Raw genomic sequence first — 17,264 nt, 5'->3', positions numbered from 1 at the left:
AGGCCGCTCGGATTCGTATATATTGCCGCCTCCGCTTTCGACCATGCGACCGTGTGCTCTAACTGGTTCGCCGGTATCGCTGGTGCCAGCTTTGGTGCCAGCCACGGGGATTCGATGGGACTGGAGGGGGTTGAAAAGCGAGTGGAATCAGTAAGCTAATGATTCCGTTAATTCTCTTCGCCGGTTTTGATCCCTGATCCGATTGGTTCGGCTGGCGCACCTCGGCGGATCAGAAACGCTTGTCCACCTCACCCAGGTGGGGCAATTTTGTTTCGGTGGATGTGGCATGCATCACTTCGGCGATGTCAGCGCGGAAGTGCCGATTGCGGCCCGATCGAGCCCGAAACGTTAGCGGCTGACGGCTGTGAATCAGCTGGCGAGCGTCGCGGCAAAGGAGTACGGCGGACTCGGACTCGATCACCGCGGCATGGCGGTGATATTCGAGGCGGCAAGCTGGTCTCCGCTCGGCGCACTCGCTCTGAATATTCAGGCCCCTGACGAGGGCAACGTGAATCTCATCCATCAGGTGGGAACGCCGCCGCAGAAAGAGCGATGGCTGCGACCCATCGTCATGGGCAAGATTCGCAGCATCTTCTCGATGACCGAGACCGCGACTGATGGGGCGGGATCCGATCCCGCTTTGTTGCAGACCACCGCGCGAGAGGTCGATGGCGGCTACGAGATCTCTGGCCGAAAATATATGATCAGCGGCGCCGTCGGGGCAACGCTCAACATCGTGATGGCGCGGACGTTCGATCGTACCGGCCGCGATGTCGGGGCTACGATGTTCTTGACCGACGCCGCCGACCCAGCGTTCCGAATCGAGCGAATGCTGCATACGCTCGATGCCAACACCCCCGGCGCGCATGCCGAGGTCGTGTTCGATCGGTTGTTCGTGCCTCGCGAGGATGTGCTCGGCCAGGTGGGGCAGGGATTTCGCAATGCCCAGGTGCGGCTGGGCCCGGCGCGGCTGACCCATTGCATGCGCTGGCTCGGGCAGGCCGCGCGTTGCCACGCAATCGCCGTCGAACACGCCGGCAGGCGCCACTCCTTCGGCAAGAAGCTGATCGAGCACCAGGGTGTCGGATTCATGCTCGCCGACAATGAGATCGATCTGCACCTGTGTCGTCTGGCGATATGGCACGCCGCCTGGCTGCTCGATCGACATGACTTCGCCCGCAACGAAACGAGCATGACCAAGGTGCTCTGTTCGGAAGCGCTGGGACGAGTCGTCGATCGCTGTGTGCAGGTTCTCGGGTCGATCGGAATCACCAAAGACACGGTGGTGGAGCGCGTCTACAGAGATATCCGTCCTTTCCGCATCTACGACGGCCCATCAGAGGTTCACCGTCATGCGCTAGCCCGACGGCTAGCGACGCGGGGTCCATTCGACTCATGGCGTCGTGTTGAGTCGTGATTTTTTTCGCCACCGAGGACGCAAGAGCCTCCGACCGAAGCGACGCAGCTCTGGCGTGGATATGGTCGGGCGAGTATGTTATTCGCGACGTTGCCCCGGATCGATGAGCACATAGAACACGATGGTATCCACCAGCGCAGTCGTGGCGTGCAACTCGGTGGGGCTGGAGATCAGAACATCTCCGGCGCTGACGATGCTGCTACCCTCGGCGGTGTCGACGCGGGCTTTGCCAGAGACTATGTAGGCGATCTCGTGTTGCGCGCTGGCGCGCATGCCTTCGGCAGGGCTGCGTGTGCCGGCGCCGATGCGCACCATGCCGACATCCGCCGCGTTGGCGCCGGCAAGCGCAATGGACTGAAACGGATGCAGGTCGTAGTGGCCGCTCAGATCCGGGGTCGGGTGAATTCGTGTCAGCATGGGGTTGCGAAGGTATCCGCGCGTGGCGAATGAGAAAGTGATAGACATCCAAGCCGCCCGGGCCGGCGGCGCGCGCGATTCTGACACAGAGGTGAGCTGGTTACTGCTGGGAAAGCTGGCCCCGCCACTGCAGCGTGTAAATGCGGCCCGTAGAACCCGGTTACTCTCGCGCCTCGATGCAAACGACGAAGTCGCGCTCTCGGTCATCGTTTCACCTCCGGGTTTTGGCAAGACCACGCTGCTGACACAATGGTGGCAGGCGTTGCCGGAGCGCGGTGTGCTGCGTTGCTGGTTGTCGCTGGACGAAGCTGACTCGGATCCCGGGCGGTTCCTGTCGAATGTGATTCTTGCCGTGGCCGCCGGTGGTGTCGACGTGGGCGCGCTCGAGATCAGCGCGCGGCAGCTGTTGATCGATATGAACGTGCGTCAGCTTGCTGCCACGTTCCATGACGCCGCAGAACGGCACTGAACAGATGTGTCGCGTGCGGGAAGCTATTCTTCGCCTCGTTCCGGTAGTCAAGCTACCGTACTTACTGCGTTGGCCGAGCAACTCAGCTCCGCCACGACCCTCGCCAGCAGAGAGATTGGCAGGATTGCGGGTCGCTTGGTGACGGCATCCGCGCGTGCGCGAAGTGCACTGTCGTAAGCCATGCAGTCGTAAACGATGAGATCGGGCTGCGCGGCGGCCATGCGTGACGCTGCTGCGTCTATATCGGCCGCGGCCGACTTGGGGACGAGCGGCACAACGGTCAAGTTCTGAAAACCCGAGGCGCGCCAGCGCTGCATTGCCGCCGTTCGTTGCTCTGGCAAAGGTACATAGATGCCCAGCCGACGATCCTGACCGATCGCAACGGCGAGTTGAGTATGCAAGCGCGATGCGAACAGCACCGGCAAGCTGTGCAGTTCAGGGAATTCACCCGTGCAGCACATCGCAACCCACTCGCAGCCTTCCTGCTGTAGGGCCTGCACCACCGAGCGAGCCCTAGTCGAGATGGCGTCGTGGCTGACTTTGACGCCGACACCGCTGGGCAGCACCGTGAACAACGTATCCTCTGCGCAGGTCGGAGCAAGGCACGAGATCTCCTCCAGGGACAGGCCGTCGAGGACTCCGCGCAATACGATATTCGTGCTGGCCGGCAGCACCCGGCGGAACTCGTCAACAAGATCCGGACGAGGGGATTGGCCGATGACTAGAACGCCGAGCATCCTGTGATTCTGCATGAGCGCCCCAGACGGCGTGAGCGCGGCTCGGGTGGGGCGAGTGCAATTGGGCGGAACGGGGATACCTACTCGAACGAGTAGGTATCCCACAAAACGCCTGGCTTGCGAAGGCGCGAGGATTGACCCTCTGAAATCCGCGTGCGACAGTCGCTTGGTCCTGGCAGTACACAACAGCAATGGACGACCTCGTTTCGGCGCCACCGATTCTGGCGAAGGCGCGCCTGGTGCCTCCCGCCAACAACATCGTCGTGCTCGAACGCCCCGCGCTCTTCGAGCGGATCGAGCAGCACGCGAATGCTCAGCTGATCCTGGTCGAGGCACCTGCCGGGTTCGGCAAGACGTTGCTGCTCGAACTCTGGCGGCGCAGGCGGATTGAAGATGGCGCGTGTGTCGCCTGGTTGACCCTGGATGAATCGGACGCGGATGCGGGCAACCTGCTCGATGACATAGCAGATGCTCTGCGGGCTGCTGGACTCTGCTGGATCGATCCGCGGGCGAGTGACTCCACGCAGCGGTTGCGCACCATGCTGGATTCGATTGCCGCCGCAGGGCAATCCGTCGTGTTGCTGCTCGATGAGTTCGAGCATGCCGGCGCAGCGGCGGCGGCAATCGAGCCACTGCTCCGGCGTGCACCGTCCAATCTGCAGGTCGCCATCGCCGGCCGTGTCCGGCCCGTGATGCGTATCGCCGCGTTGCGGGCGCGGGGACTCGTGGTCACGCTGACTGCTGGCGAGCTACGTCTGCGCTCAGAAGAAATAGCGCGCATGTTCGATTGCAAGCTCTCCCGCAAGGAACTGTCAGCTGTTGTGAATGTGTCGCAAGGCTGGCCCGCCATCATTGAACTGTTTCGGAACGCACGCGCGCGCGGCGTCCATATGCCATGGGCTCCAGGGCGCATTCTTCCCGAAGTCACTCAGTACATCGAAGAGGAAGTGCTCACGGGGCTGACGCACGAGCAGTGTTCCATATTTCAGGAAACCAGCGTTCTGGATGAGCTCACCGAAGATGCTGTCGCCGCGCTGACGGGCAGCACCGATAGCTGGCGCGAAATTATCGAGTGCGAACAGATGAGAGCGTTCATCTGCGTGGATGAGGCGAGCGGCTTGCGTCGACTGCATCCCCTATTGCATGGCGTGCTGGCAGAGCGCTTCGCATCGACGGACCGCCCGCGCTATACATCCGTGATGCGTGCAGCCGCCCGTTGGTACGCCGCCAGCGATCAAATCGTGCGTGCCGTTACTCATGCCCTCAGGTGTGGCGATCTCGAGCTCGCCGCGACCATCATCGAAGCTGCTGGCGACGTGCACATCTGGATACGCCACGGCAAGGCAGTAACGATGGGGATCGATGCGCTGCTCACCGAGCCATTGATGTCTCGCTACCCGCGCATTCGCTTGATGCGCGCACTCGTGCAGGTCAAGAACGGACGCCTGAGCGATGCGCGCCGCACTTTCGAACAAGTCAATACCGTTGCAAGCGACGATGCCTTGCTGAAGTTTCATAGTGCCGTGGTCGAAGCGACGCTGCTCTTCAACGAATGCCGGCCCGTGGGAGACAGTTACCTGAGATCGTTCGAGCTGGCGATGCGAGAGGCTGCCTCGGACGATCACATCCTGCGCGGGCATTATTACAATCTTTCCTGCCTGAGCTGTTCCGACCGCGGGATGTTCGACAAAGCGTCGGCCGCCGCCCATGCGGCGATCGAGCATTACAGACAGGCCGGCTCGATGCATGGACAGATCTTCGAGCACCTGCACCTCGGCGGGATCGCCTTCGCGCAGGGAACGCCCATGGCAGCGAAAGCCGCCTACGCCCGCGCGCGAGAGCTGACCCGGCGTTTCTTCGGTGACGATCAGACCAAGGCGGCACTGCTGAGCTCGCTGTGCGGGGAGCTTGCTTATGAGCAGAACATGATCGGACAGGCGTGGCGGCTGAGTCGACACTCGGCACAGCACCTGGCGCGAATCGAATTCTGGTACGAAATATATGCGGCGCATTTCGTCACTACCGCGCTACTTTCGTTGGATCGGGGCGGCCTTGCCGAGGCGCGCAGCGCAATCGAAAGTGCCCGTCAGGAAGCGGCGGAGCGCAAGCTCGTCGGGGTGAAACGGCTGCTGGATGCGACCAGCGCGTCCTGTCTGGCCCTCGCGGGGGAGATCGATGAAGCGCACGAGACCCTGGTGAACGGCGGACTGGAACTCGCCGAGTATCTGCGGGTGGATGAGATCAGAACGTGGCGCGAGCAGGAGGCTGTGCTCGTTGCCGTGCTGCGCGTCGCTGCCAACAGCTCGGTGAGCTCGATCCCGATGGCGACCGTGGAAGAACTGCTGAGCCGCATGTGGAGTGGCAAGAACGTCAGGTCGGCCATCAGGGTCGGCACCAGTCTCGCCTGTCTCTACTGGAGTCTGGAGCGGCCGGCGCAGGCGTTGTCTCATCTCGACAGCGTGCTGCGGGCGAGTCATCGATCCGGCTACGTTCGAGTCTTTCTGGAAGATCGCAATACCGTGCTTCCGGTGCTCGAAAGCTGGCGCAAAAGCGTCGCCGCGCAAACCGACGTGGCAGGTCATGCTGATACCGTACTCGGCCTGCTGGGCCATGCCGTTGCACCAGCAACGCCGCAGTTCAGTCTCACTGCGCGCGAGAGCGAGATTCTGCAGGAGATCAGCCGCGGCCGCTCGGATAAGGAGATCGCTCGAGACTTGCGCTTGAGCGAGAACACCATCAAGTTTCACCTGAAGAATCTCTACAACAAGTTGCAGGTCGGGCGTCGCATGGACGCGATTCACGAGGCCCGACGGCGCGGCATCGTGCACTGACCGAGCCCACCTACCCGAACAGGTGGCCTCGAGAACTCGAGGCGTGTTGCCGAACCCACATCGCGCGCGGCGCCTTCCCACTCGCCGTCTCCATTGTCGTGTTCGCCGCGGAGCGTAGTCTTGCTCTCCGACAGGGGCGCAGTGCTTTTGCACATTCGGGGCAAACATCGATGATGCGATTGGGAATCGACGTTGGCGGTACGAACACAGACGCGGTGCTGCTCGAGGGGCGCCAGCTGCTCGCCTGGCACAAGTCGCCGACCACCTCCGACGTGAGTTCCGGAATCGTGGAGGCGATCTCCGCGGTGCTCGAGCAGGCAAACGCGGCTCCCGCGGACCTGGACTGCGTGATGATCGGCACCACGCATTTCACCAACGCCATCGTTGAGCGGCGCGAACTGTTGAAAGTTGCCGTCATCCGCATCGCGCTGCCCGCGACCAGTGGGCTGCCTCCCTTCGTGGCTTGGCCGCAGGATATGAAAGACGCCGTCTGTGGTGCCACATATATGACCCAGGGTGGGTATCAGCACGACGGGCGCGAGAACATCGCCCTCGATGTCGAGGCGATTCGCTCGGCGGCACTCGATATTCGCAATCGTGGGTTGACCAGCGTTGCCGTCAGCTGCGTGTTCTCGCCGGTCAACGGCGAAATGGAGCGCCGCGCCGAGAGCATCCTTCAGGACATCCTGCCGGGAGTGCGCGTCTCGCTTTCCCATCGAATCGGGCGCCTTGGCATTCTCGAACGAGAAAATGCCGCGATCATGAACGCCTGTCTGGCGGATCTCTCCACGAGCGTGGTGCGGTCATTTCGCGGCGCGCTCGATCGGCTCGGAATCTCGGCGCCGTTTTTTATCAGCCAGAACGACGGCACCTTGATGAAAGCGGAGTTCGTGGAGCGCTATCCGGTGCTCACTTTCGCTTCGGGTCCGACCAACAGCATGCGAGGCGCCGCGTACCTTTCCGAGCGCAGCGATGCGTTGGTCGCCGATATCGGCGGCACGACCACCGATGTCGGCGTGCTCGCGCATGGGTTTCCACGGGAATCTTCCGTCAACGTCGACATCGGTGGGGTGCGCACCAACTTTCGGATGCCCGACATTCTGGCGCTCGGCCTCGGTGGCGGCAGCGTCGTCGATACGACGGGCTCACGGCTGCGACTGGGGCCGAAGTCGGTGGGCTTTCGCATCCGCCAACAGGCTCGGGTGTTCGGTGGAGAGGTGCTGACGGCGACGGATCTGGCCGTAGCCGCCGGCTATGCGGACATCGGCGACCGATCTCGTGTCGCGAACTTGCCCGCATCGCTCGTGCGAGAGGGTGTGGCGGAGATGCACCGCATGGTTGCGACCGCGGTGGATCGAATGAAGACCAGCAGCAAGCAGGCGCCGCTCATTCTCGTCGGCGGCGGCGCGATTCTCATCCGGGAGCAGATTCCGGGTGCGAGTGAGGTGATCGTGCCGCCGCATGCCTCGGTGGCCAACGCAATCGGTGCCGCAATCGCGCAGGCGGGCGGCGAAATCGATCAGGTTTTTTCGTATTCGGCTTTGGGGCGCGAGGGAGCGCTCGCGGCTGCGACCGCGAGTGCCACCGAGGCGGCCGTTGCCGCTGGCGCCGATGGCGCCACGGTCAGGATCATGGACGTGGAGGAGATTCCGCTCGCCTACATTCCAGGTGGCGCCGTGCGCATACGGATGAAGGCGGTCGGCGATCTGGCGATCAAGTTGAAACAATGAGCCACAGCTTTTCGGGGAGTGAACAATGAGAATGAAATTGAAGTACGCGGTTTCACACCGCCCATGGTTGATGGTGCCCATGCTCGCGAGTCTCACGGCTATTCACCCCGCGGGCGCTGCGGAGAATCGCCAGAGCACCGACAGCTCGGTCGCGAGCCTCGGGCTCGAGGAAGTCGTGGTCACCAGTCGCAAGCGTGACGAGCGCGTGCAGGAAGTGCCCGACTCCATCTTCGTGCTCAGCGCGGCGCAGCTTGAAGTCTCCAACGTCGAAGGGCTGCGGGACTTCGTGGATCTCACGCCGAATCTGATGGTGCGAGAGACATTCCGTCCGAACGAGTCGTTCCTGACCATGCGCGGCCTGGCGGGCGCGCAGGGCGCCTTGCCGCCGGTTGCATTCATCGTGGATGGCGTGCAACTCGGCTCGAACGACTTCATCAATCAGGATTTGTTCGACATCGAGCGCATCGAGGTCCTGCGCGGGCCGCAGGGCGCGCTGTACGGGCAGGGGGCCATCGCCGGCGCCATCAATGTCGTCACCAAGCAGCCCACCAACACGCTCGAGGGATTCGTGAAGAGCTCGTACGGAAATGGTAACGCGCTGCGCGTCGCGGGTGCCGTCTCCGGCCCTCTCGTGCAAGACAAACTGTTCGCGCGCGTGTCGGGCTACTATCGAGATAGCGATGGGTTGATCGAGAACGCTCGGGGCCAGGATATCGATCCGGCGCAGGAACAGTCGGTACGCGCCTTGCTGAGCTACCGCGGCGAGCGGTTGAACGCGCAGTTGCGCGGCTCCTATACGGAAGGGAATGCGAGCTGCTGCATGCTCGACCGTGTGCCGCTGGATGCTGCCGGCAACCTGCTGGACATCGACGATGTGACCAATCCCGGCTCGAGCAGCAACATTCTCGGCACGACCGACGATGAGCTTTCCGACGCATCACTGCGCCTGGAGTACGATTTCGGCCCGCTCACGCTGACCTCGATCTCCGGCTATGCCGAGGTCAGCCAGAGAATCTTCGGCGATGCCGACTATACGAGCGATGCCATCACCAGCCAGGACATCACTTTCGCGAGCGACGTGTTCAATCAGGAACTGCGCCTCGCCTCCAACGATGCCGGCCGTTTCAACTGGCTGCTGGGCGGATTCCTGCAGGATCGTCAGGAGCGGCAGGACATCACGGTGGGAGGGGACGGCGGTCCCGGTGTCATCGTTGCTCCCTTGGTACTGCGGCAGAAAAACGTCGTCAACAGCCGCAGCTGGGCGGGGTTCGCTCAGGTCAGCTTCGAGGCGACCGAGCGTCTGGAGCTGACCGCCGCGGCACGCTACGATCGCGACGAGCAGGATTCCCGCGACACGCTGAACCGTGCGGCCACGTTCAAGGAGGCCACTTTCACGGAGTTCCAGCCGAAGATGCAGATCGGTTATCGCTGGACGGACGATTTTCTGTTCTACACCAGCTATGCGCGTGGCTTCCGCGCGGGTGGATTCACGCAGAACACCAAGTTCGACAACGAGGTCACCGACAACTACGAAATCGGCTTCAAGAGCACGATGCTCGATGGCTTGCTGACGTTGAACGCATCGGCATTCCACATCGATTACTCCAACCAGCAGATTGCGTTCGTGATCTTGACGCCGACGGCGGCGGTGCGCGGAGTGGTGAACATTCCGGCCAGCGACATCGACGGCTTGGAGGTCGAACTTTCGGCGAGGCCGACGAATCAGCTGACGCTCTCGGCGGGACTCGGGGTGGTGGATTCGGTGATTCGCGACGTCGCGCCGAATGCGCTGTTCGGCGACGACATCCTGCAATTGCGAGGGAACAAGTCGCCGCTGGTGTCACCGCTGACGTTCAATGCCTCGGCTACCTGGCGACAGCCCATCGGTGCGGATCTCGATCTGCTGGTGCACGGTGACTTCCGCAGACTGGGTGGCTACTACTTCGACGCGCAGAACACGCTATACACCGCGACTGCCAATTTCATGAATGGCAAGATTGCGCTCACGTCCGGACGTTGGGAGCTCGGCCTGTGGGGAAGAAATCTCACCGATACGCGAGTGGCCACCTATCTGTCGCCGACTGGCTCGCGCACGCGCGGTCCAAATCAGCCGCGCAGCTATGGCGTGGAAGCCACCTTGCGATTCTAACGAAGCAGAAGGAGGCTCGATGAGCTTGCCCGATGGGAGCGCGCAATACGCGCAGTCGCAGGTTCCGGACTCTGCCGCCACTTTCAGTGGCGTGCAGATCGCGATCGTCAAGATCGGCGTGGTGCTCGCCCTGCCGGCCTTCATCACCGGCGCGCAGATTGGCTTTTCGCTGGGATTTTCCCGCGCAGCTGTGGCGGTGGCGATCGGAGCGGTGGTGCTGGGAGTGCTGACTACGATGACCGCGACGGTGGGGGCCGTGAGCCGTCAATCGACCGCGCTGATCGTTCGATACGCCTTCGGTTCTCAGGGCGCACGGGCCATCAGCGCGTTGCTCGGCGTTACGTTGATCGGTTTCTTCGCCGTGACGGCGGAGATCTTCGGCAGGAGCCTTGCCTCGCTCATGGAACGTGTGTTGAGCGTGCAGGTGCCGGCGAGCGCGTGCATCGTCGCCGGCGGTGTGTTGATGATCCTGACCAGCATCTATGGCTTCAACGGATTGAAGCGGCTCGCCGATGTCGCCGCGCCGGTCAAACTGCTCGGTCTGTTGTGGATCGTCGCGATCGCTCTGCGCGATCACGACACGACGGCGTTGCTTACCACGCCCGCCGCACCGGCTTCGCTGGGGGTCGGGGTTTCGGCGGTGATCGGCGGCGTCGCGGTGAGCGCAGCCATTCTCCCCGACATGACCCGCTTCGCGCGAACGCCCGGGCATGCCAGAGCGGCGGGCATCGTCAGCTACGCTATCGCGTTTCCGCTGGTGCTGATGCTCTCCGCGATCCCGAGCATCATGACGGCGGAGGCCGACCTCGTCGAGATCATGATCGGCATGGGCCTCGGCCTGCCTGCGTTCCTGTTTCTGGTGTTCGCCGCATGGACCACCAACACGTCCAATCTCTATTCGGCCGGTCTCGGCTTGTCGAGCTTGTTTGGCGGCGCCGGATTTGCGTTGCTGGCTGCCGCGGCCGGGGCGGCCGGTATCGTGCTTGCGCTCTTCGGCGTTGCCGAGTGGCTGCTGCCTTTTCTGGTCTTCCTCGGGGTTGGCATCCCACCGATTGCGGGCGTCTACCTCGCGGACTTCTACGTCGTACGGCGGCAGCGATACGACGAGCGCGCGTTGCTCGATTCGCCACCAATATCTTGGCGGGCCATCGCTTCTTGGTGCGCTGGCGTCGCTCTGGGTACGGCCGCCGCACTGGGATTGATCCGCCTCACCGGCGTTCCGTCCGTCGACGCGATCGTCACCGCGTTTGGAATGTACTCGCTATTGAGTGTCCGGCAAGCACGCATCGCTTCCGTCATGGAGCAGCAGCAATGAATCTGCATGTTCGTATCGTCACTCCGCACACGACTGCGCGGCCGTCCAAGCTCGCGGGCCTGGAGGATCTCACAGGCGCGTTTCCGGGATTGCGCCTGAGCCATGTGGGCCTCGATGCCGGACCGGTGTCCGTTGAAGGAAGTTTCGATGAAGCGCTGTGTGCGCCCGGGGTCGTGCAGCGATGCATCGAAGCGGCGCGCGAGGGCGTAGATCAAATCGTCATCGACTGCATGGGCGACCCAGGACTCGAGGCAGCTCGGGAAAGCGTATCCACGTGCGTGCTCGGCAGTTGCGAGACTACCTTGCATGTTGCGGCCATGCTGGGACACAAGTTCAGCGTGCTGACGGTTTTGGAGCGCGTACGCAACCTGCTGGAGAGGCGTGCCCTTGTCTACGGACTGCGGGACAAACTCGCATCGGTGCACGCAGTCGATGTGCCGGTCCTGGAGATAGGGGTTGATGAGGTCGCGCTGACACGTGCGCTCTTTGAACGAGCCAAGGTGGCGATCGAACAGGATCACGCCGACACGATCGTGCTCGGATGTACCGGTTTTCTGGGGCTGAGCCAACGCCTTTCGAGCGCTCTTCGCGAAGCGGGCTACGCAGTTCCCGTGCTGGACCCATTGCGCACGGCGCTTGCGACTGCCGTTTCGCTCGGGTCACTCGGGCTGACCCACAGTCCGCAAGCGTTTCCAAGCGCGAGCTTCGGCAAACCCATCCGCGGCTTTGCATCGCTCGCGCAATTGTTGAGCCAGGGAGCGCAGAGAACATGAGTTTTGAGATTACGGTGGATGCGCTGGAAGACCTCGCCCGAGGCGCGGCGTTTCTTGGAACAGGTGGAGGCGGCGATCCTTATATCGGCCGGCTTTATACGCAGGAGGCGGTGCGCAGGTACGGTGCCCCGCGCATTCTGCCGCTCGCGGATGTGCACGACGACATGCGCATAGCGTCGATCGCCGGATTTGGCGCGCCGACGGTACAGGTCGAGAAACTCATCCGCAGCGACGAGGCAGAGTTCGCGTTTCGCCGCCTCGAGAGTCTGCTGGGCCACCGCATCGATGCGATCTTGCCTGTCGAGATCGGCGGCTCGAACTCGATGCTGCCACTCATGCTCGGTGCACGGCTGGGTCTGCCCGTGATCGACGCCGACGGGATGGGGCGTGCCTTCCCGGAGCTGCAGATGAATTGTCTGAGCGTCAACGGCATGCGTGCGACGCCGCTGGTCGTGGTAGACGAGCACCTCAACCACGCCATCATCGATGCAGGGGACGACCGTACCGCCGAGCGGCTTACTCGCGCGCTTGCGATCGAAATGGGGCTGCGCGTGTTCATCGCATGTTTCCCCGGCACGGGGCTCCAGGTGAAACAAGCAGCCATCGGCGGAACGCTGAGCGTCGCGCTGGGTGCTGGACAAGCGATCGCGCGCGGCCGGCGCGCCGGCACACCGGTCCAGGCAGTGGTCGACTATCTGTGTGGTGCCGAACCTTACCGTTATGCGCGCGTGCTTTTCGAGGGCAAAGTCGTCGATCTGGAACGCAATATTTCCGCTGGCTTCTCGAGCGGCGTATGTCGCCTCGAATCGCTGGAGGAGAGCGACTCGCGCGCTGAAGTCCTGTTCCAGAACGAGAATCTGGTGGTGCGCGTGGACGGTCAGATGCGCGCCATCGTTCCCGATCTCATCTGTATCGTCGATCGTGAAACCGCTGAACCCATCCCCACTCACGCGCTCAGATACGGCCAGCGCGTCAGCGTGCTGGGCCTGAGAGCTCCCACGCAGATGCGTACGGCGGCCGCGCTCAACTGCTTCGGGCCGATGGCTTTTCGTCTGCCCGAGCCGTTCTCGCCGATCGAGGAGATCGCTGAGTAGTGGCCTGGCAAATCGCCTTTCCACGCATCGTGAACGCTTTTCCGCGATCGTGAACGCCTTATCCACGAATCCCGCCAAAGTGTTCACGATCCCGTGGACTACGCATTCTGCGTCCACCGTGCTTGATACCAGCAGAGTCGCTTGCATTCCCAAGGTTTTTTGGGGAGAAATTGCTGGCGAAGGCGTGTAGGCTGGCTCTCGTCCAACGACGATTTCGATCCGTGTGATTGCTGCTGGGGTACTACTAGACCGAACCCACAAAGCGAGCTCCATCTGCGAACGCGGCATCGGGACGCTTCGCAAAGAGTTTTGGACTGGCTCATTCCGCTCTCGGAAGCACATCTGCGTCAGGCGCTCAACGCTGGGGTGACGCAGTACAGCCGCAGACGCCCGCATTCAGCGCCAGGTTCAGGCGTTACTGATCCTCACGCCGGCTTCGCCGTGCTGTGGTCGCCTTCTCGGCATGGGCTCGAGCACTTCATGTCGGTTCCCGCCAAGGCAATCCCGGTGGATTGCACCTCGAGTATTCGCTCGCCCGCGCATGAAGAAGAATCGAACCGGCCCAGATCGGGCAGGCGAGGATGGTAAGGACCACGGCGGTGGCGCCTGCTTGGCAACGGCACCGCCCCGAAGCGACGCCGCTGCGCCGTCGGTCGAGTCGCTCGCCAGGGGCGCATATGAGGCATTCCGTGACGAATTATATTCGTCCATCGGGGAATATTTTGCGGGGTTTAACTGTTGACATGGATAATCACGTGTACGAAACTTCATCGAGTGGGTAATAAAACACAAGCAGCCTGATCGGGTTGCTGTGCCATCGAGAGGCGTAACTGGGGGAATTCGATGAAGAAAATGCAGCGCGTCAATGCCTTGGGGTGCTTGCCTGCAGCGACGCTGCTATCCGCCTTGACTGGGGGTAGCTCCGCTTGGGCGGCTTCCGATACCAACACCCAACAGACCGAGCTGACGGCAGTTGAGGAAATCTTCGTGACCGCCCGCAAGCGAGAAGAGAGCTTGCAGGACGTTCCCATTTCGGTGGCGGTCGTATCCGGAGAACGGCTGGAAGCAGCCGGACTTACGCGGCTCGAAGCGGCAACGCAACTGCTGCCCGCCGTGACGGTGGCGCCGGGCCCGGCTGGTGATCAGATCTTCGTCCGCGGCATCGGCTCCGGCCAAAATCAGGGTTTCGAGATGTCGGTCGGAACCTTTGTCGACGGCGTATATTTCGGCCGGGGACGCTCGGCCCGGCAGCCCTTCCTGGACGTGAGCCGTATCGAAGTCCTCAAGGGTCCCCAGCCCATCCTGTTCGGAAAGAACACCATCGGTGGGGCCTTCAACATCACGACGCGGCGCCCCACCAAGGAGTTCGAAGCGAGCATCGATGCCTATTGGGAACCCGAGTTCGATACCTACCAGGCGACCGGCGTGATCTCCGGCCCGCTGTCCGACACGTTCGGCGCGCGCATCGTCGGCCGGTCCTCTCGCAGTGACGGGTACCTCAGCAATAGTCTCACCGGTGACGACGAGATGGGGCGCGACGACTGGGCCGTTCGCGCAGTGCTGGCGTGGGAGCCAAGCGATGACCTGTCGATTACGTTGAAGGCCGAGATCAACGAGAGCAGCTTGACCGGCGGGTATGGCCAGATCGCGGCAGCGGCCCCGACTCTGCGTGCGCTCGTGGGCGCCATCGATCCGAGGGCCGAATACAATCTCGACTACGACAAGTCCGGGCCGGGAACGATCGCGCCGTACAACTCGGAGTGGGACAACAACGACGCGTACAACTTCACGTTGACCGCCGATTGGAGCGTGGGTGAACACACGCTCACCAGCATCAGCAGCTACATCGGCTATGAGGTCGATTACGGCTTCGATGTGGACTTCACGCCTATGAACCTCGTCCACCAATGGTGGGACCAGGAGTACAGTGCGTGGTCACAGGAGCTGCGTTTGGACTCTCCCAGCGGGGACCAGTTCGAATACACAGTAGGCATCTACGTGGCGCGCGAAGATCTGAGCAGCCAACGGATCATGCCCTTCAACTTTCCAGCCGTACCGCCGCTGGCCCTGCTCGGCACCGGCCAGCGCGTGCAGAACTTCGAGCAGGACACGGACGACTGGTCCGCTTTCGCCGAACTGCGTTGGCACGCGACGCAAAACCTGTCGGTCGTGGCGGGGCTTCGGTACACGGATGACAGCAAATCAGCATGGAAGGACATGTACTGGGCCGAGGTCGGCTCGCTCACGCTGGACCCTGCGCGCGGCACCCGCTACTCGGCTCTCGGGCTCGGCACGCCTCACGCCTATTACGGCCTGGAACGAAGCACCGACAACCTGTCTGGAGCGATCACCGTCGAGTACCACCTCGGCGACGTGATGTACTACGGCTCATACAGCACCGGATTCAAATCGGGCGGCTTCGACGAAGGCAATGCCACCGGCAATCTGAACGATATCGTCTTCGACGACGAAAGCGCCGACGCCATCGAGATCGGTTTGAAGGCACGCGTTCTCGATGACCGCGCAACGATGAATCTGAGTCTGTTCCGCGCCGAGTACGACGATTTGCAGGTGAGCGCATTCGACGGCGTGGCCTCGCTGGTCGTGGGCAACGCGGCGAGATCGAAGAGCCAAGGAGCCGAGCTCGAGAGCCAATGGGTCGTGTCCTCGCGCCTGCAATTGAATGCGTCCCTGACGTGGCTGGATGCGAAGTATCAAGAGTATCGCGGTGGCGCCTGCTATGCCGGCCGGCCCGGGCCTGCCTGCGACCTCTCGGGTGAACGTCTGCAGTACGCTCCGGAACTCAGTGCTGCCTTGTCGGCAAATTGGGATGATGTCCTGATGGACAGCTGGCGCTACACTCTGCGGGCAGATGCCAACTACAGTGATGAGTTCTACGCGGCCGCCGACCTGGATCCGTTCCTGATGCAGGAGGCCTTCTGGAAACTCAACGCCCGGGTTTCCGTTTACAGCACCGACGGCAGGTGGGAATTCTCGGTGGTCGGCAACAATCTCACCGACGAAACGACGTTTCACTTTGGGGACGATATCCCATTGTCCAATTTGCTGGGCAACAACTATGAAGCGTTCGTGGACGCCCCGCGGACCATCGGGTTGCAGGCTCGTTATCGCTTCTCCCGATAACGAGGCAGTGTCGGCAACGGGGTAGCAGCTGCGCGTTGTATTGGCAACGCGCCGGCCGCAGAGGCGGCTGCTACCCGCCCGCTCTCACCGAAGTCGGTCGGCGTGGGGTCGGATTCAATGCGCCGGTTGCACGTCTGTTCGCAGGCGAGCTCCGGCGCTTCGGACAATAAAGGTCAGTGAGGTGGGATCATGAGGCAATGGCTGATCGGCTTGGCGCTCTTCACCGCCGTTCTCGGCGACAGCGTCAGGGCGGAGCAGAACGACTGGTACCCGTCACGCTACGGTGCGGAGGATTCGCTCGGTGCCATCAACAATCTGTCCGCTGCAAAGGTGCTCCAGGCAGCGCGACTGGTAAAGACCGGCAAGACCTACGCCTTGGGCGTGCCGACCGGGCCGGACACACCCACCTATCCGCCGCGCGAATATTCGATCACCGTGCTGCAACTCGACGACGGCACCGGCAAACCCGTCGGCAGCAATCATGTGGTGAGCAACGACGACCTGCTGATCACCTGGATGGGTATCGGCAGCCAGATCGACGGCTTGGGGCACGCCGGCATCGACCACCGCTATTACAACGGCGTGCCGGCCGGTGAATTCATCAAACCGAACGGACTGACCCGATTCTCGGTCCACACGCTGCCGCCCATCGTCACCCGCGGCGTCCTGCTCGATATGGCCAAGCACCTGGGCAAGCAGGTGCTGGAGCCTGGTACCGCGATCAATCGCGCGCAGATCGAAGCCGCTTCGAAGGCGCAGGGTGTCCGCATCGAGCGCGGTGATGTCGTGCTCCTGCACACCGGCTGGTTGAATGTCGCGGATTCCGACCCGCAAGGCTTCATGAAAGGTGAGCCGGGACTCGGACTGGAGGGCGCACGCTACCTGGCTTCCCTCGGTGTCGTGGCGGTCGGCGCGGACAACTGGGCGCTGGAAGCCGTTCCCTCGGAAGAGCCGGGCGTATTCTTCCCCGTGCACCCAGAACTGCTTGCGAAGAACGGGACCTACATTCTCGAAACCATGGATACCCGCGCACTGGCGGCGGACGGCGTGTACGAGTTCCTGTTCGTGCTGGGTCAGCCTCGCTTCGTCGGTTCGGCTCAGACGATCATCAACCCGGTGGCGATTCGCTAGCGGCCGACGTTGAGAGCGGGCGTCGCAGGCCGTCGTCGGCCAGCGCAATAGATAATT

The 17,264-nt window shown here is 62.5% G+C and carries 12 protein-coding genes; 10 read left to right on the top strand and 2 right to left on the bottom strand.

The genetic code is table 11. The features are described 5' to 3' along the window. Positions 1-364 precede the first annotated feature (364 nt). On the top strand, positions 365-1,417 hold the full coding sequence (locus tag VGE08_RS21110) for an acyl-CoA dehydrogenase family protein (RefSeq protein WP_331069899.1): 1,053 nt from the start codon (positions 365-367) through the stop codon (positions 1,415-1,417). A gap of 78 nt (positions 1,418-1,495) precedes the next feature. On the opposite strand, the gene VGE08_RS21105 is transcribed toward VGE08_RS21110, so the two are convergent. Beyond that, entirely contained in the window at positions 1,496-1,834 is a 339-nt protein-coding gene (locus VGE08_RS21105) for a hypothetical protein (protein WP_331069898.1), read from the bottom strand. 22 nt (positions 1,835-1,856) lie between these two features. Between VGE08_RS21105 and VGE08_RS21100 the strand changes: the two genes are divergently transcribed. After that, a complete protein-coding gene (locus tag VGE08_RS21100) occupies positions 1,857-2,303 on the top strand; it encodes a hypothetical protein (protein WP_331069897.1) in 447 nt (148 codons plus the stop codon). Positions 2,304-2,350: 47 nt separating this feature from the next. Here the strand turns inward: VGE08_RS21100 and VGE08_RS21095 are convergent, their stop codons facing one another. Continuing rightward, positions 2,351-3,055: an AroM family protein gene (locus VGE08_RS21095; RefSeq protein WP_331069896.1), complete on the bottom strand. Its 705-nt coding sequence runs from the start codon at positions 3,053-3,055 to the stop codon at positions 2,351-2,353. Positions 3,056-3,231: 176 nt separating this feature from the next. Between VGE08_RS21095 and VGE08_RS21090 the strand changes: the two genes are divergently transcribed. The 8 genes from VGE08_RS21090 to VGE08_RS21055 all read left to right on the top strand — a co-directional run bounded on the left by VGE08_RS21090 (position 3,232) and on the right by VGE08_RS21055 (position 17,207). Further along, positions 3,232-5,871 carry a LuxR C-terminal-related transcriptional regulator gene (locus VGE08_RS21090; protein WP_331069895.1) on the top strand — a complete coding sequence of 880 codons (2,640 nt, stop codon included), beginning with the start codon at positions 3,232-3,234 and terminating at the stop codon, positions 5,869-5,871. 173 nt (positions 5,872-6,044) lie between these two features. Then, on the top strand, positions 6,045-7,601 hold the full coding sequence (locus VGE08_RS21085) for a hydantoinase/oxoprolinase family protein (protein WP_349258764.1): 1,557 nt from the start codon (positions 6,045-6,047) through the stop codon (positions 7,599-7,601). Between the two features lie 25 nt (positions 7,602-7,626). Next, on the top strand, positions 7,627-9,750 hold the full coding sequence (locus VGE08_RS21080) for a TonB-dependent receptor (RefSeq protein ID WP_331069893.1): 2,124 nt from the start codon (positions 7,627-7,629) through the stop codon (positions 9,748-9,750). A gap of 19 nt (positions 9,751-9,769) precedes the next feature. Further along, positions 9,770-11,065 carry a cytosine permease gene (locus VGE08_RS21075; RefSeq protein WP_331069892.1) on the top strand — a complete coding sequence of 432 codons (1,296 nt, stop codon included), beginning with the start codon at positions 9,770-9,772 and terminating at the stop codon, positions 11,063-11,065. Then, positions 11,062-11,838: an aspartate/glutamate racemase family protein gene (locus VGE08_RS21070; RefSeq protein WP_331069891.1), complete on the top strand. Its 777-nt coding sequence runs from the start codon at positions 11,062-11,064 to the stop codon at positions 11,836-11,838. Before VGE08_RS21075 ends, VGE08_RS21070 begins: the two co-directional genes overlap by 4 nt. After that, positions 11,835-12,932: a DUF917 domain-containing protein gene (locus tag VGE08_RS21065; RefSeq protein WP_331069890.1), complete on the top strand. Its 1,098-nt coding sequence runs from the start codon at positions 11,835-11,837 to the stop codon at positions 12,930-12,932. Before VGE08_RS21070 ends, VGE08_RS21065 begins: the two co-directional genes overlap by 4 nt. 843 nt (positions 12,933-13,775) lie before the next feature. Further along, positions 13,776-16,076, top strand: coding sequence for a TonB-dependent receptor (locus tag VGE08_RS21060; RefSeq protein WP_331069889.1), 2,301 nt, complete (start codon positions 13,776-13,778; stop codon positions 16,074-16,076). Positions 16,077-16,265: 189 nt separating this feature from the next. Continuing rightward, complete coding sequence (locus VGE08_RS21055; protein WP_331069888.1) at positions 16,266-17,207, top strand: cyclase family protein; 942 nt, start codon at positions 16,266-16,268, stop codon at positions 17,205-17,207. Positions 17,208-17,264: the final 57 nt, after the last annotated feature.

Origin of the sequence: Steroidobacter sp. (assembly GCF_036406195.1) — a bacterium.
GTDB lineage: Bacteria > Pseudomonadota > Gammaproteobacteria > Steroidobacterales > Steroidobacteraceae > Steroidobacter.
Note: the sequence above shows the minus strand (reverse complement) of the source record. Positions and strands in the feature narration are given on the sequence as shown.